This is a genomic window from Mesorhizobium sp. WSM4821, assembly GCF_055901555.1.
The window spans coordinates 6,353,398-6,372,981 of the sequence record NZ_CM148371.1 but is presented as its reverse complement, the minus strand read 5'-3'; the positions used below and the strand labels follow the sequence as shown (position 1 = coordinate 6,372,981).

Below are 19,584 nucleotides of genomic sequence, written 5' to 3'. Positions count from 1 at the left end.
GATGGCCGCTTCCGAAACCATCCTCAGCGTCAAGGACCTTCGGGTCCGCTTCCGCACGCTTGATGGCGCGGTCGAAGCCGTCAAGGGCATCAACATCCACGTTAATGCAGGCGAGACCGTCGCCGTGGTCGGCGAATCCGGCTCCGGCAAGAGCCAGACGATGATGGCGGCGATGAGCCTGCTGGCCTCGAACGGTGAGGCGACAGGCGTCGTCGACTATCGCGGCCGCAACCTTTTGACCCTGAGCAAGTCCGAGTTGAACAAGGTCCGCGGCCGTAAGATCAGCATGATCTTCCAGGAGCCGATGACCTCGCTCGATCCGCTTTATTCGATCGGCAACCAGCTGATCGAACCGATCCGTCGGCATCGCGGGCTTGGCGCGGCGCAAGCACGCGAAGAGGCGCTCAAGCTCTTGCGGCTGGTCCATATTCCCGATCCCGAGCGGCGGATGAAATCCTATCCGCACGAAATGTCGGGCGGCCAGCGCCAGCGGGTGATGATCGCCATGGCGCTGGCCAACGATCCCGACATCCTGATCGCAGACGAGCCGACGACGGCACTCGACGTGACGATCCAGGCGCAGATCCTGATGCTGCTCGCCGAACTGCAGCGCAAGCTCGGCATGGCGATCGTCTTCATCACCCACGATCTCGGTATTGTCCGGCGCTTTGCCGACCGCGTCTATGTCATGCGCTACGGCGAGGTCGTCGAGGAGGGCGAGGCGGAGGCGATCTTCGTCAGCCCGCAGCATGCCTATACCAAGATGCTGCTGGCCGCCGAGCCGACCGGAGCCAAGGCGCCGCCGCCACCAAATGCGCCCGTGCTGCTCGAAGGCCGCAATGTCGAAGTGACTTTCAGGATCGGCGGCGGGTTTCTTGCCGGAGAGCCGCTGATGCTGCGCGCGGTCGATCGCATTTCGATCCGGCTGAAACGAAACCAGACCATCGGCATCGTCGGCGAATCCGGTTCGGGAAAATCGACGCTTGGCCGGGCGTTGCTGCGGCTCCTGCCGAGCGATGGCGTTATCCGCTTCGGCGATCGCGATATTTCCGCCGCCGACCGTCAGGCCATGCGACCGCTGCGGCGTGAATTGCAGCTCGTCTTCCAGGACCCGTTCGGTTCGCTGTCACCGCGCATGACCGTCGGCCAGGTCATCACCGAAGGGCTTTTGGTGCATGAGCCGACCCTGTCGGGCAGGCAACGCGATCTGCGCGCGGTCGAGGCCTTGCGCGAGGTCGGGCTCGATCCGAATGCGCGCAATCGCTACCCGCACGAATTCTCCGGCGGCCAGCGTCAGCGCATCGCCATTGCGCGGGCGATGATCCTCAAGCCCAAGCTGGTCGTCCTCGACGAGCCGACCTCGGCGCTCGACCGTTCCGTCCAGAAGCAGATCGTCGAATTGCTGCGTAAGCTGCAGGCCGACCACGAACTGTCCTACCTGTTCATCAGCCACGACCTTGCCGTCGTGCGCGCCATGGCCGACTACATCATCGTCATGAAGCAGGGCAAGATCGTTGAGGAAGGACCAACCGAGGCGATCTTCAGCAATCCACAAGCAAGCTACACACAGACGCTGATGAATGCGGCCATCGACGTCACGCGGTTTCGCTTGAGCGCATAGGCGGCCGGTCAGGGCCGCAGCGGATGGTGGTTGTCTGGGGAGCAAACAAACCGCCGTGCCCTTCGCGCGAAGTAAATGGCAGTTCATGGCCGCGCGAGCATTTGCAGTGAAAGCTGGAAATGCCTTGGATCAGCGCATTCCAGACAGAGCAAAGGTCTGAATTTGCGCGCCAGTTGGGAACCTCACAGCCCGAGGCCGCGCCTTCTTCCGAGGCTCCAATCCACGCCGATGCCATCACCGCGCGCCACCCCAGAGAGATAATTGCCCAATTGTCTGTCGAGCGATGGCGACCAGGGCACAAGACTGAAGCCGAGCCCGTCATCGATCATCGCGAAGCGGCCGGAAGCGAGCGATATACGCCGCTGGTAGATGCCGGTCACATGATCTCCATCTGCTGCCTTAGTGAAGGGCAGGCCGGTTTCGGCAGCGAGCTGTGAGCCAATCGCATCGACTTCCCGGCTACGCAGAGTGTCGATTAGGTTGCGCGCAAGGATCACGCGCTGCCCTTCGCGCCAGGCCAAGCCCTCCTCGATCAGGTGATTGGCACGGGCCTCAAGCGCCTGTCTTACGTCTTGACCAAAGCCACCGTCGCCGAGCTCGGCCGGCTGATGGGCGGCCAGTTGCCGGTCGAGCCATGTCGCCCCGGAAGCGTGGATTTGGTCTTCGACTGAAAGATCGGAGTGCACGGTGAGCCCGACACTGGCACGTCCCTTCCCATCCTCATATCGCCAGAACTCCACGATCGAGCCCGGCGCGCAGTCTCCGGTTAAGTCGAGATCATGAAAACGCACGTGATGCACACGTCCGTCGATGCCGTCGACGATGGCATAGGCCGAACCGCCCAGCTCGTCATCCAAGCCACGTTCGAGCAGCCGACCAGTGACCGGCGTCTCGACCTGCTCGGCTGCGAGAACATAGCCCGATGGTTCCCTGTCGATGCCGTGCTCGGCGAGACTGCGGTGCATGCGCTTGATGATATCGCCTCGCTCGCCCAGCGAGCGCATTGTCGCCTCGGCCTCATCGGCCAACATCCACTGGCCGGGACCGATTTCGTCGGCAAGGCCAAGGTTTTCGAGCCGGCGCAGCCGCCCGACCTTGACTGCCAGGAACTCGTCGGGCGGGCGGTCCGCGGGCGGAGCGAGATCGATGATGCCATGACGATCCATGTCGCGGGCAAGCTGGCGGTCGAGCTGTGTCCAGCGCTCCGTCTCGACCTGCCGTTCGATGGTTTGGCGGATGTCCTGGTCGGTGCGGAGCCCCAACGTCTGGGTGAGAATGTCGCCGGCGCGGTCGCGCATGCCCTGGCGGATGTAGTCACGCGAGATGACGAGGTTCTCGCCGTCGTCTGCGACACCGCGGACGAGAATGTGAACGTGCGGGTGTTGGGTGTTCCAGTGGTCGACGCCGATCCAGTCGAGTTTCGTGCCGAGATCATGCTCCATGTCGGCCATCAGGTCGCGGCTGAAGCCTTTCAGGTCGCCCAGTTCCACGGCGTCATCGGGTGAGACAATGAAACGAAAATGATGCCGGTCTTCCTTGCATCGTTCGGCAAAGCCATCGTGGTCGGCTTCGTCCGTATCGGGACCAAACATTCTCGCGTCCTCGCCGTCGCGTGTCACGCCCTCGCGGCGAAGATATTTGAGATGGGCGACGAGCGGCGCGGCGCGGCCGAACTGACGCACCACGCGGGCTTTGACGACGCCGCCGCGCGAGCGACTGGTGATGAGGCGATTGGCGCAGATACTCGCCGTGCGACCCCGTCCAAAAGTCGAGTGGCGCGGCGAGATCAAATGGCCTTTGCGTGAAGTGGTACCACCGGCACGCTGTGCCGCCGCGAGCGCCTGAAAGATGAAGGGTCGCGCGCGCTGGCCAGCCTTGGAACGGATACGACCTGGCCGCACGCGGAAGTCGTTCTCATGGTTCATGGCCGTTTTCCCCGCGAGGTGCAGCATCTAGCGGAAGAATCCAGAAAGTGGCGATTGGCGCACATCGCGCGAAATCTGCGCACATCGCGAAACCGCCTCTGAAACCCTTGCGTTCTCGCCATTCGACCCAAGCGCACATCGTGCCCTTTATCTTGCCACCCCTATCCGCTCGTTCCGTTGCCAGCCATCCTGCCGCAACTTCCGCGACGAAGCAGGCCGCAATGCGATTGACCAGCAATGTGGCAATCATCGCAATCGCTGTGAAGAACGCTGCACGAACAGGCCGGCAAGGAGAGGTTTTGACGCGGATCCAGTGTCATCCGGCTGTGGCTCGACCGCGGTCAGATCAACGACAGAAACGGCCCTTGTCGCGCACATCGAGGGCAAATGGATGCCCGCGAACATCGTTTCTGCGGCAACAAGCGCGCCGCACTTGCCATGCCGCGCGGCGACATTGCCGATGGCGCTGATTTGCACAAAAACCGACGAATCGAGTGCACTCGCCTTGTTTGCTCCTTGTCGTGCACGCGGCGGAATGGAGACGGTACCTCTAATCAGCGGCGCGAGTTTCCTGACGTAGTCGATCGTCTCACGTGGCAGCGGGCGACCGGTCAAAAGATGCTTTTGGTATCGCGCCGGGCCGGCATTGTAGGCAGCGAGAAAGCCGTTACCGCCAAAGCGGTCGAGCATCTCACGCAGATAAGCAGCGCCGGCAAGAATGTTGTCGCGCGGCTGATAAGGATCATCGCCGAAATGATGCTTGATGCGCAGTTCCTCCCATGTTCCTGGCATGATCTGCATCAGGCCCATCGCGCCCTTGCTCGACATCGCATGAACATCACCAGCGCTCTCGACATGCATGACGGCGCGAAGCAACCGCTCGGGAATGGCAAATCGTCTCGCTGCCTCGCGGATATGCGCCGACCAGGGATCTGTGGACGAGGTCCTGCCGTTGGAGTGCGCCGGCTGTCCTTTATGCGGGCGAGGTTCTGCGCTTATAGCGGACCCTGAAACGGTCAGCATCACGCATGCACAAAGCGCTGTGATGCCCTGGCAGATGACAGCGCAAGCACCGCTGTTTTGGTGCGCCGCCAGCTTGCCGCCGTGCTCGGTGCCGCCGCGGGCGAGCCTTCGCCGGCCGGTCCGGCTCTCGTCAAATTTTGATGCGATGAGCGTCCGCAACGGTGGGCAAGCGCCCGGCTTGCCCTGACCTTCGCTGTGCGCGTAGGCCGCCTGATGGGCGACCGGGACGAACGGTTTGATCGCCGCCCGATCGAACAACGGGTTTACCGCAGCAAGACAGCTGAAGCGCAGCCAGAGCATCCGATCAGCCTCGCTGGTTGCTCTTCGATGGCCGGCTCCAGTAAAGGCGCCAGGCGCCCTTCTCCGCATCGGACTGGAACAGATTGGCGCGTAATGGCTGCGTGAAGGATGGATCGTCTATCGAGACGGAGAGATAGGCGCCGGCCTTGTCGCCGCTACGATCCCACGCTGCGCCAACCTCCATGCCTTCACAGAAGACGCGATGGTCGGGTGCGTTTTCTGCATCCGATTTCTCGGCAGGCAGGATGGCGAGCTTTGCGTCGAGTGCCAGCGTCGTGATGTTGCCAAAGAAACCGTCATCGTTGCGGGTGAAGGTGCCAATCATGGCCATTGCAGTACTCCTTTCGTGAGCGTTGAAGAGGGGTGGAGCGAGCCTTGGCCAGCCCGCCGGGCACGGGATCATCAGAAGCGATCGGCGCTGAAAAGGTGTCGTCGCAAGTCCACAGCGGGACCGCGCGGCCAATGATCGACGTGAGCGGCAATGGCCCGAAATAGCGACCGTCAAAACTGTCGGTTGCGTCCCAGTTCATGAGGAAGACTTCGTCACCGGGGATCACGCGGCAGCCCTGCCAGAGCGGCAGCGCTCGGCCGCGACTGTCATACTCGCGCGCATGTCCATAGGTCACGCCGCCGACGATGATAGCGGTGCGGCGACGGCAAACGGTCTGTCCACCAAGGGCAAGCACGCGCTTCAGCAGCGGCACGTTTTTCGACAGATATCCGCGTCTTGCCATGAAGTCCGCCAGCGGTTTGGGCGGCATGACGATGGCGATGTCGGCAACACCGATCCTGCCGTACGGCTCGACCCGGTAGAACCCGATCGGAACGCTCGCTGATGCGTTCCAGATGAACTGCGGCCGATGGCCAATCCAGGCCGGCAGGGTTATGAGAACCGCGCCGCCGAACATCGCTGCGATGGTCGCCGGGCGCACACTCATAGCCCAGTCCGCCGGCGCAGCAGCCAAGCGTCATGGCGCTGGCGGGTGTAGGAGCTGGGCGCTTCTCGTGCGGCGTGCCGGCCATGGGACGGACGCCTATGGTTCGGCGAAACGTCGGCGGGATCGATGTCGATCCTTGCGATATTCGGCCATCCGCCCGCGGCGAGCAGGACGGTGGTGCCAGCCTGCCAATGAGCGACGGACAAGCAGCGCTCGCGCAGGATGTTGGGCTCGATGGTCGCCCCGGTGCCGATCGACATCTCGCCCTTGCGACAATCGATCGGTGTCACGCGCAGCGATGTTGCCAACGAAAAGTCAGGCCAGGACATCAACTCCTGTGCGTCGCATGACGCGATGTCGGTGGCGCGAGCATGAAGCAGTTCACGCCGGGTGCGGTCGTGAAAGTGCCGCCACATTGTCGTTGCACCGCGTTTCAGGAGACGCGAGCGCGGCGGGCGGCATAGGCTGGCGCAAGGGCCGCATGAGGCTTGGCCGGCGGGACAAAGGTCGCGTCCGCATCGCTGGTGGAAGTGCGCGCGCCTAGCGCGATCCAGGCGTGCAGATCATCGATATCGTAGAGGACACGGCCGCCGATCTTGCGGTATTTCGGGCCTGTGCCGTACGTCCGGTGCTTTTCGAGAGTGCGGGCGCAAAGCCCGACAATAGGTGCTGCCTCCTTCGTGCGCAGGTATTTCTGGGGCGCGTCCGCGGGACCCTTCGACATCGCTCGATCTCCATTCGGTTTTGCTGTCGTCCTGGCCTGCCGGGACGCGCGAAATGGAGCATGGTCGAAATGAGGAAGCACAAGGGAGGGCAAAGATTAGGGGGTGCGTTTTTGCTACCCCTGCGAAAAGGCTTCAGCGATCGGATTTTCGGCCGCGGCTGTGTGGATAGAAAAGAAGGTCGCGATAGCCGCCGGCTACCATGCGATCCGTTCGCCGCAGGATCGCCCGGACCTTGTGCCTCAGATGATGATCGCGCCAATCCCGTGGCGCGATCGGCTCTTTCGACAACAGTGCCTCGGCGAGCTGACGATACGTTGCGCCGGCCCGACGACCATCATGAGCGCGCAGATTGAGGATATGCCTGATCTTCGCCTGGTACGGCAGTGCACCGTAGGCTGGAGCGAGCGGTCGACCGGTCAATGCCCGCCAGAACTGGCGCGCTGCATCGAGCCGCGTCTCGAGGGCGGGGTCGAGCGGCAGGACAATGGCATTGATGCCCGATGAGCTGTCGCAGCCCTCGGCAACCAGCTGATGCGTTCGCGCCGAAGCCGGCCAAAGCAGCTGAAACCCGTCACCCTGCTTCCAAATGGTGGCGCTGCTGAGCCTGGAGGGATAGACGCTCTGATGCGAGGGACCAATCGAGGCAGGCATCCGCGTGGCGCGGAGCACGCGCGGCGAGGCCTGTTCCGTCCAGACGATATCGTCAGCTGACGGAAGCTCATCAGCGGCCATTGAGAAATCGCGCGCCCCAGCGGGCGGCGAAGTCGGGCGGACCGAGAAGCTCTCCAATATGTGCGCCCCGCGACACAAGCTGGCTGCATTCGGCGACGAATTCGTCGTTCCGGATCAGATACTCGGCAGCGAAATCGGCGGCCTCATAATCCGGCATGTGCGCATAGGCTGCCGGACCGGTCCAGTTGTCCTGCAACGTTCCAAGTCCTCTCCACATGCCCTCGTCTGGTCGAGGGGTTCGCAGTCAACATCTGTGGCGATACGGACGTTGGGTAGTTGGAGAATCGGCAAACCGCTGTGCTGATTCAGCAAAGCGGAGCAGACGGCAAGTGGCGATCAGCGTGGCGCACCGCCAGATTCACATAGCCGCCTTGTGAGGCGGGCCGAACCCAGTAGAGCCGGGCCATGTCTGGTTCGGCGCGATTGCGCAAGCGCAGGTCAGGCATGAGCCGAGTGGTCGCCTAAAAGGCACCTGGCCCGCCCGGTCGTCCGGGCGGGCGAGGTGCTCAGGCGGCCTAGTCTCCGTTGCGGCGGCCGTTGGAGCGAGACCAGATGAGGACGTAGCCTTCGTCTTCCTCGTCATCGAACAGGTTGGCGTAGATCGGAGCGGTGAAACTCGGATCGTCCAGTTTCAAACCGAGATAGTCGCGGCCCTCGCTGGAGCGCTTGGACCAGGCAGCCCCGATTTCAAACCCGTCATACAGGACGCGGTGGCTGGGTGCGTTGTCGCCGGCGCGGTGAGCCGCCGGAACGATGCGGACGTTCTTGGCCTGGAGCGAAAGGGTAATGATGTCGCCGGTGAGCTCTTTCTTGCCAACCCTCTTGAAAGTGCCGATGGTCGCCATGTTCGTTCTCCTTGATCACTGTTTCCGAGCCCGCACCATTGCGGTCTCGATGGCGATCCACAGGCAGGAGGCGACCGGCGCCGCACCCGATTGCGGGCCGAAGCGGCAGCGGAGGACGGCGCGGGAGCGACTTTGTTGTCCGCGAGGAATGGGCGCAGCCCAGGGGAAGAAAGTCGCGATCGCGCCGTTGCGGCTTAGGCGGTCGAGGCGCAGCCGTCCTTCGGCCAGATCAGCCCAGTGAGAGACCGTTTGGAGCGGTCGACCTGGTACAGACGGATCAACGGAGAATGTGGCGCATTCATCCCGGTTTCAATGCTCGTTGGCTGGGCAACCGGCGGCAATGTCTCCTGTGCGCCGACGTTCGGATTCGTCAGCTGAGCCAATGGCGCACGCATGGCACCGATGCCGATTGCTGACGTTGAAGCAGGGCCTGTTACGCCGACCTGGTCCAAACGCTTCAATCTGGGGAGCTTTGATCTGACCGAGCTGCTCGCGTGCCAATAGTGAAGTGAGCCAACGCCGGTGATGAGCCAGCAGGAAGCCTTTCTCGCCGCTCCGGAGCCTCCATCACGGACGTGCCGAGTGCGAACGCCAAACGAGAGAGGGGACTGCCCGTTGCGGCGGCACAATGCGCCTTACCAATGCCATAGCTGGCTTGATCGCCGGCAATTGTCGCCCGCGAAAGACCGCTCTGCAATGTGGACGCCGGTGCTTTGGTGCGTACGGAAAAAAGCATTCCCGTCTTGCGTGGCCACGGACCCGTCGATGCAGAGGCATAGCCTCAGGGCCGGGCATTTGGGTTGGCCAATCCGCAGCTCTGCGGGACGTGGTCGAAGCAAATGCGAACGGCGCTTTCTCAAATTAGCAAAGGTCCTCGTTGTCATGAGATTCTCGTTCTCAAGGAATGCGCAGGCAATCCCACAAAAGCACCTGACTCTCGCCGGTGCCGCACCGTTCTTGCAAGCTATGGCAGTTCGGCGACGCTCATTCGCCGACGAACTGCCAGACTGGGATGCCGAGCTTGCGGGCCTTGTCTGCAAGGTTGTGTTGGATGCCAGTGCCGGGAAACAGCATCACGCCGATTGGCATGACCTCAAGCATCTGATCATTGCGTTTAAAGGGGGCGGCACGGCCATGTCTCGTCCAGTCGGGCGCAAAACCGATCTGCGGCACTTGCCGATGGTCCGCCCAGCGGGAGGCGATCTTCTCGGCGCCCTTCAATGACTTGCCGTGGATCAGCACCATGTCGGGGTGCTTGGCGTGAACCTGGTCGAGCTTGTTCCAAATCAGACTGTGGTCGTTGAAGTCGAGTCCGCCGGTGATGGCGATCTTCGGCCCTGGTGGTAGCAGGACCTGCGTTTCGGCGCGCTTCTTGGCGTGCAGGAAATCGCGGCTGTCGATCATCGCTGCCGTCAGGTTGCGATGGCTGACCATCGATCCCGAGCGCGGTCGCCAGCTCGTTCCAATATGATGTTCGTAGAGATCGGCGGCATGGTCACGCATCAGCTCGAAGACGTTGCGGCGCTCGATCAGGGTCTGGCCCTCGGCCGTCAGGCGCTCCAGTTCGACCGATTTCACTTCGCTGCCGTCCTGTTCGCGCTGGCTGCGGAGCTGCCCCTGCTCGTTGTCGTCGAGCTCGCGTTCAATGCGGCCGGTGGCGCGGTGAAAGACATTGACGGCCGACCAGAGAAGATCATCGAGGTCGGGTTCGAGTCGGGTATCGGCGAGTGCCACCACCAGCGCCTGGAAGACATCGGTGATCGCGCCGGCGACGACATTGCCTTCCGGAAGTGGCCGAGGATCTGGTTCATCGCAAAACGGGCGGTGGCCATAGAGCTGGAGCTCGGTGAGGACATGGTCGATGGGGGATGAAGCGTGGGCGGGTTCGAAATCGTGATCGTGGTCGGTCATGGGATGCTCCTTCGCCGGATATGACCGCGACCTTCGCGGCCTTCTGGCGACGAAAGCCGGCGGGCGCGATGACCTGCACCCGCAGCGAAGCGCGGGCCGAAGCGGCAGCGCAGGATGACGCAGGCCGGCTATTTTGTTTCGCGCTGCAAAGCCCGAAGGGCGGCGGAAAATAGCCGGCCGCAGGCATTGCCGGTCGGAGCGCTTGCCGGCCGATCGCCCTCTCGAAGGCCGGGGGTCGCGTTCCTCGGCGAGTGCGAATATTGTCGTGACGTGATCCGATCCGGTCACCCCGGGACGGTAAGCTCGGCCGTCCAGAAGCAGCTCGAAGCCGCCACTGACAGCCGCCGAAATAGGGTGTATGAATGCTTCACTGGCTAGCGCGCTCTAGCTCACAGGCCTTCGGGCGCGCCGACAAGATGTCACCCTCTGCCGGATTTCTTTTGCTCGATTCCGGTCCAGGCTCGTTTTCGCGGTTCGGAGAGCGTTCTGATGCAGATCATCCAAAGCCGCCGCCGCTTTCTGGCCGGCCTCTCGGCAGCCGGTGCTGTCGGCCTCGTCGGCGCCGCGACCCCGGCCAGCGCCGACCCGCCGCCCGAGACCAGCCGGATTCGCCTGAGCAAGACCTTCGGCATCTGCCTCGCGCCGCAATTTGTCGCGGAGGATCTGCTTCATGCCGAGGGTTTCACGCATGTGGATTATGTCGAGACCCAGCCTGGCACTGTGATGGCGACAGACACGGCGAGCGGCAAGATCGATTTCGGCCTGAACTTCATTGCACCCACGATTGTCGCCGTCGATCAGGGGCACCGGCTGACATTGATGGGCGGCGTTCATCCGGGCTGTTTCGAGCTGTTCGTCCAGCCAGGCATCGACAGCATCCTCCAACTCAAGGGCAGGAAAGTCGGTGTCCAGGCACTCGGATCGAGTCCGCATCTATTCATCGTCAGCATAGCGGCCCATGTCGGGCTGGACCCGGTGCGCGACATCGTCTGGGTGAGCGATCCCGAGGTGAAGCCGAAGGAATTATTCCTGCGTGGCGATGTCGATGCCTTTTTAGGCTTTCCGCCGGAGCCGCAGGAGCTGCGCGCCAAGGGGGCTGGCCGCGTCCTCCTTAACAGTGCGCTCGACCGGCCGTGGTCGCAGTATTTCTGCTGCCTGCTGGCCGGCAATCCCGGCTTCGTCGCCGCCAATCCAGTCGCGTCGAAGCGGGTGATGCGTGCCATTCTCAAGGCAGCCGATCTGTGCGTGGCCGACCCCACCATGGTCGCGCGCCGTCTCGTCGAGGGAAAATTCACCGCCAATTACGACTATGCGCTCCAAGCCCTCGGCGAGGTCCCCTACAAGCGGTGGAGGGACTATGACGCGGAAGACACGGTGCGCTTCTATGCACTGCGCCTGCGCGAGGCCGGCGCTATCGCGGCGAGTCCCCAGGAGATCATCGCCAAGGCCACGGATTGGCGCTTCCTCAATGAGCTCAAGCGCGAGTTGAAGACATGAATATGTGGCCGGCGCGCGTCTTGTTATTGGCGCTGCTCGTTGCTTGGCCGGCGCATTCACATGACGCGGCGAACGGTTGCTGATGATTGCGCCAGCGCCCAATCGCATTCTTGTCGACCATCGGCCTTGAGCAGCTGGGGCTACTCTATCAAGAGGTGGAGGCACGCACGGCCGAGCTTGCACGCTCGGTCGGCGAACTGGAAGCGCTCGGCGAACTCAGCAAAGCGGTCAATTCGACGCTCGATCCCGACACGGTGCTGCGGACGATCGTAGCGAAGGCGGTGTACTATCGGACACGGATGCGGGCACTATTTACGTGTTCAGTGGCACCAGCCAACAATTGCGCCTGCGCGCGACTTTTGGGATGAGTGACGAGTTAATTGCCGCGATTTCCGACCAGGCCATCGGGCTGAACGACCTGGGGATCGGTGATGCCGCGTGGCGCCGCGCACCCGTCCAGGTTCCCGATCTCAGCGAAGGAACGCCCTCTGCCGTTCAGAAGTTCGTCCTCGGCGCCGCATATCGCGGCGTCTGGTACCTCTTGGGGCTCAACGTCGATGGCTTGGTCCGGCCGCGCGGTAAACTCGAAGTGGCATTCGCAACCGCGCTAACGGTCTCCTGGCCGCGAGGCGGTGGCAGGACGTTTGGCGGAGTAAGTTTGCGCTCGCAACCAACGCAAATTGAGCGTATCGTGGCATATCGTCGATTGCTAATAGATGAGCCGGCGACTGAGAGCACAAGACTCCCGCATCGGACTGGGCGCGCTAGATCCACAACTACTCGTCGCGCTCACGAGACCACCTGCCTCTGCCGAAACCTCTTTTGCTCGGTTCCGGCCAGAATTGCCTTTTTGCAGTTCGGAAGAGAGGGATCGTTCCGATGCAGATCATGCAAACCCGCCGCCGGTTCCTGGCTGGCGCTGCAATAGCAGGCGCTGCCGGTATCGTCGGTCTTCCCGAGTCACTCCACGCGGAACCGCCGCTGGAAACGACCACGGTTCGTCTGCCGCGGTGGGTTGGTGGTTCCTACTGCTGGGCAGGCGCTTACATCGCCGGGGAACTGATGCGCGCAGAGGGCTTCACCGACGTCCGCTACGTAGAAGGCGATAGGAGCATCGACCAATCGGAGTGGATTGCACGTGGTGAGACGGATTTCTCGGTCAACTTCCCGCCGAACCAAATCGCGTCGATCGATGCTGGCGTGCCGATCAAGGTGCTAACCGGCCTGCATTCGGGATGCCTCGAACTGATCGCCAACGAGAGTATCCGCAGCGTCACGGATCTGCGGGGCAAGAGAGTGGGCGTTGATGGTTTCAACAACTCGCGACACGTGTGGCTGTCCCTCATGTCCGCCTATGTCGGGCTCGATCCCGTCAACGATATCCAGTGGGTCCTGACTGAAGACGTCAAGCCCACGGAACTCTTCGTCCAAGGGAAGATCGACGCATTCCTCGGGACGCCGCCCCAGCCGCAGGAGCTGCGCGCCAAGAAGATCGGCCACACGATCCTCAACAATGCCGTCGACCGCCCGTGGTCTCAGTATTTCTGCTGCATGATCTCCGCGACGACGGACTACGTGAACAGGTACCCGGTGGCGACCAAGCGGGTCTTGCGATCCATCCTCAAGGCCGCCGACCTCTGCGTGTCGGATCCGCGACGGGTGGCCCGGCAGATGGTCGATGGCGATTTCGTCCCATCGTATGACTACTCGCTCCAAACGCTCAAGGATATCCGGTACGACCGCTGGCGCGAATTCGATCCTGAAGACTCCCTGCGGTTCTACACACTGCGCATGCAGGAGACGGGCGTGATCAAATCTAGCCCGCAACAAATCATCGCCGACGGAACGGACTGGCGCTTCCTCGACGAGTTGAAGCGTGAGCTGAAAACCTGATCCCATTTGTCTCAAGGGGAGACGTGGACATGGAAGTCATCCAAAGCCGCCGGCGCTTCCTGGCCGGCCTTTCGGCAGCCGGCGCCGCGAGCCTAGTTGGGGTCCAGCAATCGCTCCCCTCAGAGCCACCGCCAGAGACGACGCGGATCCGGCTCGTCCGGATTCCCAGCATCTGTCAGGCGCCCCAGTATGTAGCCGAAGAACTGCTGCGCAGCGAAGGGTTCACCGAGGTGCACTACCTCCAAAAAGAGGGTACCGCAGACATCGCGCCGGCCCTCGCCTCTGGTGAAGCCGACCTCGGTGCGCATTTCGCCGCCCCGCTCCTTCTCCGCCTGGAAGCGGGGGATCCCATCGTCATCCTGGCAGGACTCCACGTCGGCTGCTTTGAGCTGTTCGGCACCGATCGCATCCAGTCGATCCGCGACCTCAAGGGGAAAACCGTGGCCGTGCCAGCGCTGGACTCCAGCCGATACGTCTTTCTCGCCGCTATGACGGCTTATGTGGGCCTGGACCTGCATAAGGACATACACTTCGTCACGCATCCGGGACCCGAGTCCATCCGGCTCCTAAGTGAGGGGAAGATCGATGCCTACCTAGGCTTTCCCCCCGAACCGCAGGAGATGCGGGAGCGGCAGATCGGCCATGTGGTGATTAGCAGCACCGTGGATCGGCCCTGGTCGCAATACTTCTGCTGCATGCTGGCTGGGAACCGGGAGTTCGTCCGCACGTATCCAGTGGCCACCAAACGCGTCCTCCGCGCCATCTTGAAAGCGGCGGATTTCTGCACCAGCGAGCCGGAGCAGTCCGCCCAGTACTTGGTGGAGCAGGGCTATACCAGGCGCTATGACCATGCCCTCCAGGTCATAAAGGGGCTCCCCTACGGTTGGCGCGAGTATAGCGCTGAGGACACCCTGCGCTTCTACGCCTTGCGCCTCCACGAGGTCGGGATGCTCAAGAACACCCCCCAGAAGCTCTTGGCCCAAGGCACCGACTGGCGCTTCTTCAGCGAACTGAAGAAGGAGTTGAAGACGTAGGCAGTCGCCAACACGCCGTGCGACCGATCGAGGGAAGGAGAGGCTCATGCAGGTCTTCCAGAACCGCCGTCATTTCCTGGCCGGCGCTGCGGCAGTAGGCGCCGCGGGACTTATCGGCACGACGACACGAGCGCAGGCCGAGGCGCCGCCGGAAGTCACCAGCGTCCGTTTGCCCGCGTTCCCCAATGTCTCAGATTGCCAGGCGGCCATGTACGTTTCGGAGGAGCTGCTGCGCGCCGAAGGCATCATGAACGTACAGTTCCTCACATCAGGCACGGGCCCCGATTCCGCGGACTGGATAGCCAATAACGAACTGGATTTCGATTGGAATTTCCCGCCCGCACATATCCGCTCGATCGCCAACGGCGTGCCTATCACGGTACTGGCTGGCATGCATGCAGGCTGCCTCGAACTGTTCGCGAATGACAGCATCCGCAGCGTTAAGGACCTTAAGGGCAAGCGCGTCGGCGTCGATGCAATTCTGGGGATTCCGCACATGCTCCTGGTGATCATGACGGCAAGCGTCGGGCTTGATCCCAACAACGACATCGACTGGGTTGCCACCCCGAACGTCAACCCAGTGGAAATGTTTGCCGCCGGCAAGATTGATGCATTTCTCGCTGGACCGCCCCAACCGCAGGAAATGCGCATCAGGAAGCTGGGCCATGTGATTCTAAACACGAGCATCGACCGCCCGTGGTCGCAATACTTCTGCTGCATGCTCTGCGGAACTTCGGAATTTGTTCAAAGATATCCAGTGGCGACGAAGCGCGTGCTGCGCGCCATGCTGAAGGCCGTCGACCTCTGTGTGTCTGATCCAGAGCAAGTGGCCAGAGTCGTGGTCGAAAAGCGCTTCGCTAGCAGCTACAACTACGCGCTGCAGGCGATGACCGACGCGCGCTTTGACAAATGGCGGGAATACGATGCGGAGGATACGATCCGCTTCTACGCCCTTCGCATGCAGGAGACGGGCATCGTCAAGCCGGGCCCGCAAACGATCATCACCGACGGCACTTACTGGCGCTTTCTCGACGAGCTCAAGCGTGAGCTGAAGACGTAGACCTATCGACGACACGCGGCGCCTTTTTCAAGGGAAGGAGAGACTCGTGCAGATTGTCCAGAACCGTCGCCGTTTCCTCACAGGCCTGTCTGCGCTCGCAGGTGCGGGTCTTGCAAAGGGCCGCAACGCGGCCGCCGCCGAAGCGGCACCTGAAACCACGATCGCCCGCTTTGCGGCGGCGCCTGGTATCTGCATTGCTCCGCAGTACGTCGCCGAGGATCTGATCCGCGCAGAGGGGCTCTCGGATTTCGGCTTCGTGGCCGCCGAAGCCGGTATCGCCCAGACCGAGATGCTGGCGCGCGGCGACATCGACTTCGGCATTGACTTTGCCACAGCCCTAATCATTCCGGTCGACACTGGCGCCCCGATCAAGGTGATCTCCGGAGTGCATGTCGGCTGCTACGAGCTGTTCGGACGCGAGGACATCAAGAGCATCGCGGATCTCAAGGGCCGAAAAGTCGGCGTCGGCGGCAACCTGTCGTCAGATCCGCATATCTTCGTCAGTGCCATGGCGACCTATGTCGGCCTCGATCCGCAACGCGACATCGAATGGATCGTCGGCGAAGCAAAGCCGGCGGAGCTCTTCGCCAAGGGCAAGGTCGACGCCTTCCTGGCTTTTCCGCCTGAAGCTCAAGACCTCCGCGCCCGCAAAGTCGGTCACGTCATCCTCGACAGTTCCAAGGACCGGCCATGGTCGCAATATTACTGCTGCATGCTGGCGGTCAACGCCACCTATGCCGAGAAAAATCCAGCGGCCACCAAGCGCGTCATCCGGGCCATCATCAAATCGGCCGACATCTGCGCGGCCGAACCGGAACGGGTGGCACGCCTCCTGGTGGACGGCGGACACACCGAACAATACGACTACGCCGTGCAGTCGCTCCGCGATCTCCCATACTCCAATTGGCGCGACTTCGATCCCGAGGACACGATGAGGTTCTTCTCGCTGCGGCTGCATGAAGCCGGGATTGTCAAGTCGAGCCCAAACGAGATCATCGCGAACGGCACGGATTGGCGCCTTTTCAACGAGGTCAAGCGCGAGATGAAAACGTGAGCGAGTGGCCGGCGCGCATCTTGCTGCTGGCGCTGATGGCCGGGTCGGCACACGCGCACGACGCGCCGCACGACGAGCGCCTGCCGACGATCGGACAGGCGCCGGACTTTACGTTGGTATCGCAGGACAATTTGCAGGTGTCGCTGCACGACTTTCGCGGCAAGGTGGTCGCCGTCTCATTCATCTATACGTACTGTACCGACGTCTGCCCCATGCTGACCGCCCATATGGCCAGCGTGCAGGAAAAGTTGGGTAGTGCATTCGGACCCAAAATCGCCTTCGTTTCGATCACCGTCGACCCGGAGCGCGATACGCCCGATGTCTTGAAGGAATATTCGCAGAGTTTTGGCGCCGACCTGAAGGGCTGGTCGTTTCTTACCGGTGATCCGGCAGTCGTCCATGAGGTGGGACGGAAATACGGGGTCATCGCGAAGAAGGCGGCGAACGGAGATGTCGACCATACCTTGTTGACGTCGCTCGTGGACCCCGGTGGCATCTTGCGAGTACAGTATCTTGGTGTCCGGTTCGACCTGGAGGAGTTCCGGGATGACCTTCTCAGCCTCTTGGACGAATCCAAATAGCATAACGAACCGGCTTGTTGGCTGGGTTGCCCGGCTGCCGGCGCGCGTCCAGACCAAGCTCTTGATCGCGTTCCTGTCGATCGTCGGCCTGCTGATCGTGCTCGGGGCCGTCGGGTTGCAGGTGCTGAGCGGGGTCAACAATCAAACAAATGAGCTGATCAAGCTGCAGCGCAAGATCGCAGCTTTTCGCCAGGTCCAGCACGACACGACAAACCAGCTCTACAGCATCTCGACCGCGCTTTTGCTTCAGGACGACAGGATGCTGGACACGGCCGTCCGCCAGCTCAGCCAGTTTGGGTACGACCTTGACCGTATGGAGTTCGTCGCTACGGAAGAAGCGGAACTACTAGGGCAAGTCCGACAGGACTACAACCGGTTCACAGACGAAGTGACGCGTGTGGTAGGCTTGGTCCGCGCCGGCCATACGGCTGAGGCGCGCAAGACGCAGATGGCCCAGATCGTCCCATTGGCCGACCGACTTGAGCGTTTAACTAACCAACTGGTCAACATCGCCGAGGCTGACATGGTGGCCGCCATCGAAACGGCGGAGGGGGCGTATGGCACCTCCCGGTCGATCGTCATTTCCTTTGCCGTCGGCAGCATCCTTTTGGCACTCGGCCTTGGATACATTATCTCATGGTCGCTGATCGAACCGGTCAAGAAGATCGAAACGCGTCTTCGCCAGATGGCGGCTGGAGAGTTTGCGCAACAGGTCATCGTCGCTAATCGTGACGAGCTTGGAGTGCTTGCCGGCAATGTCAACCAGACGTCCGAGCAGCTGGGGCTACTCTATCAAGAGGTGGAGGCACGCACGGCCGAGCTTGCACGCTCGGTCGGCGAACTGGAAGCGCTCGGCGAGCTCAGCAAAGCGGTCAATTCGACGCTCGATCTCGACACGGTGCTGCGGACGATCGTAGCGAAGGCGGTGCAACTATCGGACACGGATGCGGGCACTATTTACGTGTTCAGTGGCACGAGGCAACAATTGCGCCTGCGCGCGACTTTTGGGATGAGTGACGAGTTAATTGCCGAGATTTCCGACCAGGGCATCGGGCTGAACGACCTGGGGATCGGCGATGCCGCATGGCGCCGCGCGCCTGTCCAGGTACCCGATCTCAGCGAAGGAACACCCTCTGCCGTTCAGAAGATCGTCCTCGGCGCCGGATATCGCGGCGTCCTGGTAGTCCCACTGCTCAGACCGAACAAGATCGTCGGCGCCCTTGTCGTCAGGCGCCGTCAGCCAGGGGAATTCGACGAACGAGTCGTCCACCTGATGGAAACCTTTGCGGCCCAATCGGTACTTGCTATTCAAAACGCGAAGCTGTTCCGCGAGGTTGAGGAAAAAGGCCGAGAACTGGAGGCAGCCAGTCGCCACAAGTCCCAGTTCCTCGCCAATATGAGCCACGAGCTCAGGACGCCGCTCAATTCAGTTCTGGGCTTTACCGAACTGTTGTTCGATGGGATTTATGGCGAGCTCCCGGACAAGGCAAAGACGACGGTGGCGCGCGTGCAAGCAAACGGGCGACATCTCTTGGGACTCATAAACGACGTGCTTGATCTTTCAAAGATCGAAGCCGGCCAGCTAACGCTGGCGATCGAGGACTACTCCGTCGGGCAGATTGTTCGATCCACCGTTACGGCGGTGGAGCCGCTAGCGCGAGCGAAAGGTCTCATGCTGGCGGCGACTGTTGCCGAGAAACTTCCAATCGGACGCGGGGACGAACGCCGCTTGACCCAGGTGCTGCTTAATCTTGCAGGCAATGCCGTCAAGTTTACCGAAACGGGTGCGATCGACATTGTTGCCGATGCGATCGATGGACACTTCGAGATCACAGTGCGAGACACAGGTCCCGGCATCGCGCCCAAGGACCAGGCGCTCATCTTCGAACAATTCCAGCAGGTAGACAGCAGCAGCACCAGGCAGAAGGGCGGCACGGGTCTAGGCTTGGCGATCTCGAAGCGTATCGTCGAAATGCATGGCGGAACCATAGACGTCGAGTCCGTCCCCGGTTCAGGCTCGACGTTCCGCTTGAAGATACCGATCCGGGTAGGGGGAAGCGCGGAGGCGGCATGAGCAAACGCATCCTGATGGTGGAAGACACCGAGGACAACCGCCAGATCATCCGCGATCTCATGGCCACCACCGAATACGAACTGATAGAGGCCGCGGACGGTGCTGCGGGCGTCGCCGCCGCAGCAGCCGTGAGGCCAGACCTGATCCTCATGGACATTCAGCTTCCCGTGATAGACGGGTATGAAGCTACCCGCCGTATCAAGGCCAACCCGGCTCTCCGGCATATTCCGATCATTGCCGTCACTTCCTATGCGTTGTCGGGCGATGAGGCGAAAGCGTTTGCTGCGGGATGCGATGGCTACCTTGCCAAGCCTTTCAGCCCGCGGGAGTTGCTGGCAAAGGTTCGCGGATTCCTTGCGTGAGAGAGGGAT

General features: G+C 61.9%; 21 protein-coding genes. 11 read left to right on the top strand and 10 right to left on the bottom strand.

All coding sequences use genetic code 11. The annotated features are described in order from the left end of the window. Nucleotide 1: 1 nt before the first annotated feature. Nucleotides 2-1,621 (top strand): ABC transporter ATP-binding protein, encoded by a 1,620-nt coding sequence (locus AC0NID_RS31165; RefSeq protein ID WP_473454080.1) that lies wholly within the window; start codon nucleotides 2-4, stop codon nucleotides 1,619-1,621. 182 nt (nucleotides 1,622-1,803) lie between these two features. On the opposite strand, the gene AC0NID_RS31160 is transcribed toward AC0NID_RS31165, so the two are convergent. The 10 genes from AC0NID_RS31160 to AC0NID_RS31115 form a co-directional block, all read right to left on the bottom strand. Next, complete coding sequence (locus tag AC0NID_RS31160) at nucleotides 1,804-3,546, bottom strand: relaxase/mobilization nuclease domain-containing protein (protein WP_473454079.1); 1,743 nt, start codon at nucleotides 3,544-3,546, stop codon at nucleotides 1,804-1,806. Between the two features lie 246 nt (nucleotides 3,547-3,792). After that, the gene (locus tag AC0NID_RS31155) at nucleotides 3,793-4,869 is read right to left on the bottom strand and encodes a lytic transglycosylase domain-containing protein (RefSeq protein WP_473454078.1); all 1,077 of its coding nucleotides are present in this window, start codon (nucleotides 4,867-4,869) and stop codon (nucleotides 3,793-3,795) included. Nucleotides 4,870-4,873: 4 nt separating this feature from the next. Further along, nucleotides 4,874-5,200 carry a DUF736 domain-containing protein gene (locus AC0NID_RS31150; protein WP_473454077.1) on the bottom strand — a complete coding sequence of 109 codons (327 nt, stop codon included), beginning with the start codon at nucleotides 5,198-5,200 and terminating at the stop codon, nucleotides 4,874-4,876. Next, on the bottom strand, nucleotides 5,166-5,777 hold the full coding sequence (locus tag AC0NID_RS31145; protein ID WP_473454076.1) for a S26 family signal peptidase: 612 nt from the start codon (nucleotides 5,775-5,777) through the stop codon (nucleotides 5,166-5,168). The genes AC0NID_RS31150 and AC0NID_RS31145 overlap by 35 nt, the downstream gene beginning before the upstream one ends. Nucleotides 5,778-5,803: 26 nt before the next feature. Further along, nucleotides 5,804-6,136: a DUF2840 domain-containing protein gene (locus AC0NID_RS31140; RefSeq protein WP_473454075.1), complete on the bottom strand. Its 333-nt coding sequence runs from the start codon at nucleotides 6,134-6,136 to the stop codon at nucleotides 5,804-5,806. Nucleotides 6,137-6,240: 104 nt separating this feature from the next. Next, the gene (locus tag AC0NID_RS31135; RefSeq protein WP_473454074.1) at nucleotides 6,241-6,531 is read right to left on the bottom strand and encodes a helix-turn-helix transcriptional regulator; all 291 of its coding nucleotides are present in this window, start codon (nucleotides 6,529-6,531) and stop codon (nucleotides 6,241-6,243) included. Between the two features lie 133 nt (nucleotides 6,532-6,664). Next, the gene (locus tag AC0NID_RS31130) at nucleotides 6,665-7,264 is read right to left on the bottom strand and encodes a DUF2285 domain-containing protein (RefSeq protein ID WP_473454073.1); all 600 of its coding nucleotides are present in this window, start codon (nucleotides 7,262-7,264) and stop codon (nucleotides 6,665-6,667) included. Beyond that, on the bottom strand, nucleotides 7,254-7,481 hold the full coding sequence (locus AC0NID_RS31125; RefSeq protein ID WP_473454072.1) for a transcriptional regulator domain-containing protein: 228 nt from the start codon (nucleotides 7,479-7,481) through the stop codon (nucleotides 7,254-7,256). Before AC0NID_RS31125 ends, AC0NID_RS31130 begins: the two co-directional genes overlap by 11 nt. A 298-nt stretch (nucleotides 7,482-7,779) precedes the next feature. Beyond that, on the bottom strand, nucleotides 7,780-8,109 hold the full coding sequence (locus AC0NID_RS31120; protein WP_473454071.1) for a DUF736 domain-containing protein: 330 nt from the start codon (nucleotides 8,107-8,109) through the stop codon (nucleotides 7,780-7,782). A gap of 984 nt (nucleotides 8,110-9,093) precedes the next feature. Continuing rightward, the gene (locus tag AC0NID_RS31115; RefSeq protein ID WP_473454070.1) at nucleotides 9,094-10,020 is read right to left on the bottom strand and encodes a DUF2493 domain-containing protein; all 927 of its coding nucleotides are present in this window, start codon (nucleotides 10,018-10,020) and stop codon (nucleotides 9,094-9,096) included. Nucleotides 10,021-10,040: 20 nt separating this feature from the next. Here AC0NID_RS31115 and AC0NID_RS31110 point away from each other — a divergent pair, with 20 nt between their 5' ends. The 10 genes from AC0NID_RS31110 to AC0NID_RS31065 all read left to right on the top strand — a co-directional run bounded on the left by AC0NID_RS31110 (nucleotide 10,041) and on the right by AC0NID_RS31065 (nucleotide 19,575). Further along, entirely contained in the window at nucleotides 10,041-10,193 is a 153-nt protein-coding gene (locus AC0NID_RS31110; protein ID WP_473454069.1) for a hypothetical protein, read from the top strand. Between the two features lie 316 nt (nucleotides 10,194-10,509). Continuing rightward, complete coding sequence (locus AC0NID_RS31105) at nucleotides 10,510-11,517, top strand: ABC transporter substrate-binding protein (RefSeq protein WP_473454068.1); 1,008 nt, start codon at nucleotides 10,510-10,512, stop codon at nucleotides 11,515-11,517. Between the two features lie 110 nt (nucleotides 11,518-11,627). Next, nucleotides 11,628-11,885, top strand: coding sequence for a hypothetical protein (locus AC0NID_RS31100; RefSeq protein WP_473454067.1), 258 nt, complete (start codon nucleotides 11,628-11,630; stop codon nucleotides 11,883-11,885). A 511-nt stretch (nucleotides 11,886-12,396) separates the two neighbouring features. Beyond that, nucleotides 12,397-13,410, top strand: a complete 1,014-nt coding sequence (locus AC0NID_RS31095; protein WP_473454066.1) for an ABC transporter substrate-binding protein — start codon at nucleotides 12,397-12,399, stop codon at nucleotides 13,408-13,410. 29 nt (nucleotides 13,411-13,439) lie between these two features. Continuing rightward, nucleotides 13,440-14,444 (top strand): ABC transporter substrate-binding protein, encoded by a 1,005-nt coding sequence (locus AC0NID_RS31090; RefSeq protein ID WP_473454065.1) that lies wholly within the window; start codon nucleotides 13,440-13,442, stop codon nucleotides 14,442-14,444. Nucleotides 14,445-14,490: 46 nt separating this feature from the next. After that, entirely contained in the window at nucleotides 14,491-15,504 is a 1,014-nt protein-coding gene (locus AC0NID_RS31085) for an ABC transporter substrate-binding protein (RefSeq protein ID WP_473454064.1), read from the top strand. Between the two features lie 46 nt (nucleotides 15,505-15,550). Then, on the top strand, nucleotides 15,551-16,558 hold the full coding sequence (locus AC0NID_RS31080; protein WP_473454063.1) for an ABC transporter substrate-binding protein: 1,008 nt from the start codon (nucleotides 15,551-15,553) through the stop codon (nucleotides 16,556-16,558). Next, a complete protein-coding gene (locus AC0NID_RS31075) occupies nucleotides 16,555-17,139 on the top strand; it encodes an SCO family protein (protein ID WP_473454062.1) in 585 nt (194 codons plus the stop codon). Before AC0NID_RS31080 ends, AC0NID_RS31075 begins: the two co-directional genes overlap by 4 nt. After that, nucleotides 17,105-19,213, top strand: coding sequence for a sensor histidine kinase (locus tag AC0NID_RS31070; RefSeq protein WP_473454061.1), 2,109 nt, complete (start codon nucleotides 17,105-17,107; stop codon nucleotides 19,211-19,213). Before AC0NID_RS31075 ends, AC0NID_RS31070 begins: the two co-directional genes overlap by 35 nt. Next, on the top strand, nucleotides 19,210-19,575 hold the full coding sequence (locus AC0NID_RS31065) for a response regulator (RefSeq protein WP_473454060.1): 366 nt from the start codon (nucleotides 19,210-19,212) through the stop codon (nucleotides 19,573-19,575). The genes AC0NID_RS31070 and AC0NID_RS31065 overlap by 4 nt, the downstream gene beginning before the upstream one ends. The last annotated feature ends 9 nt before the right edge of the window (nucleotides 19,576-19,584 follow it).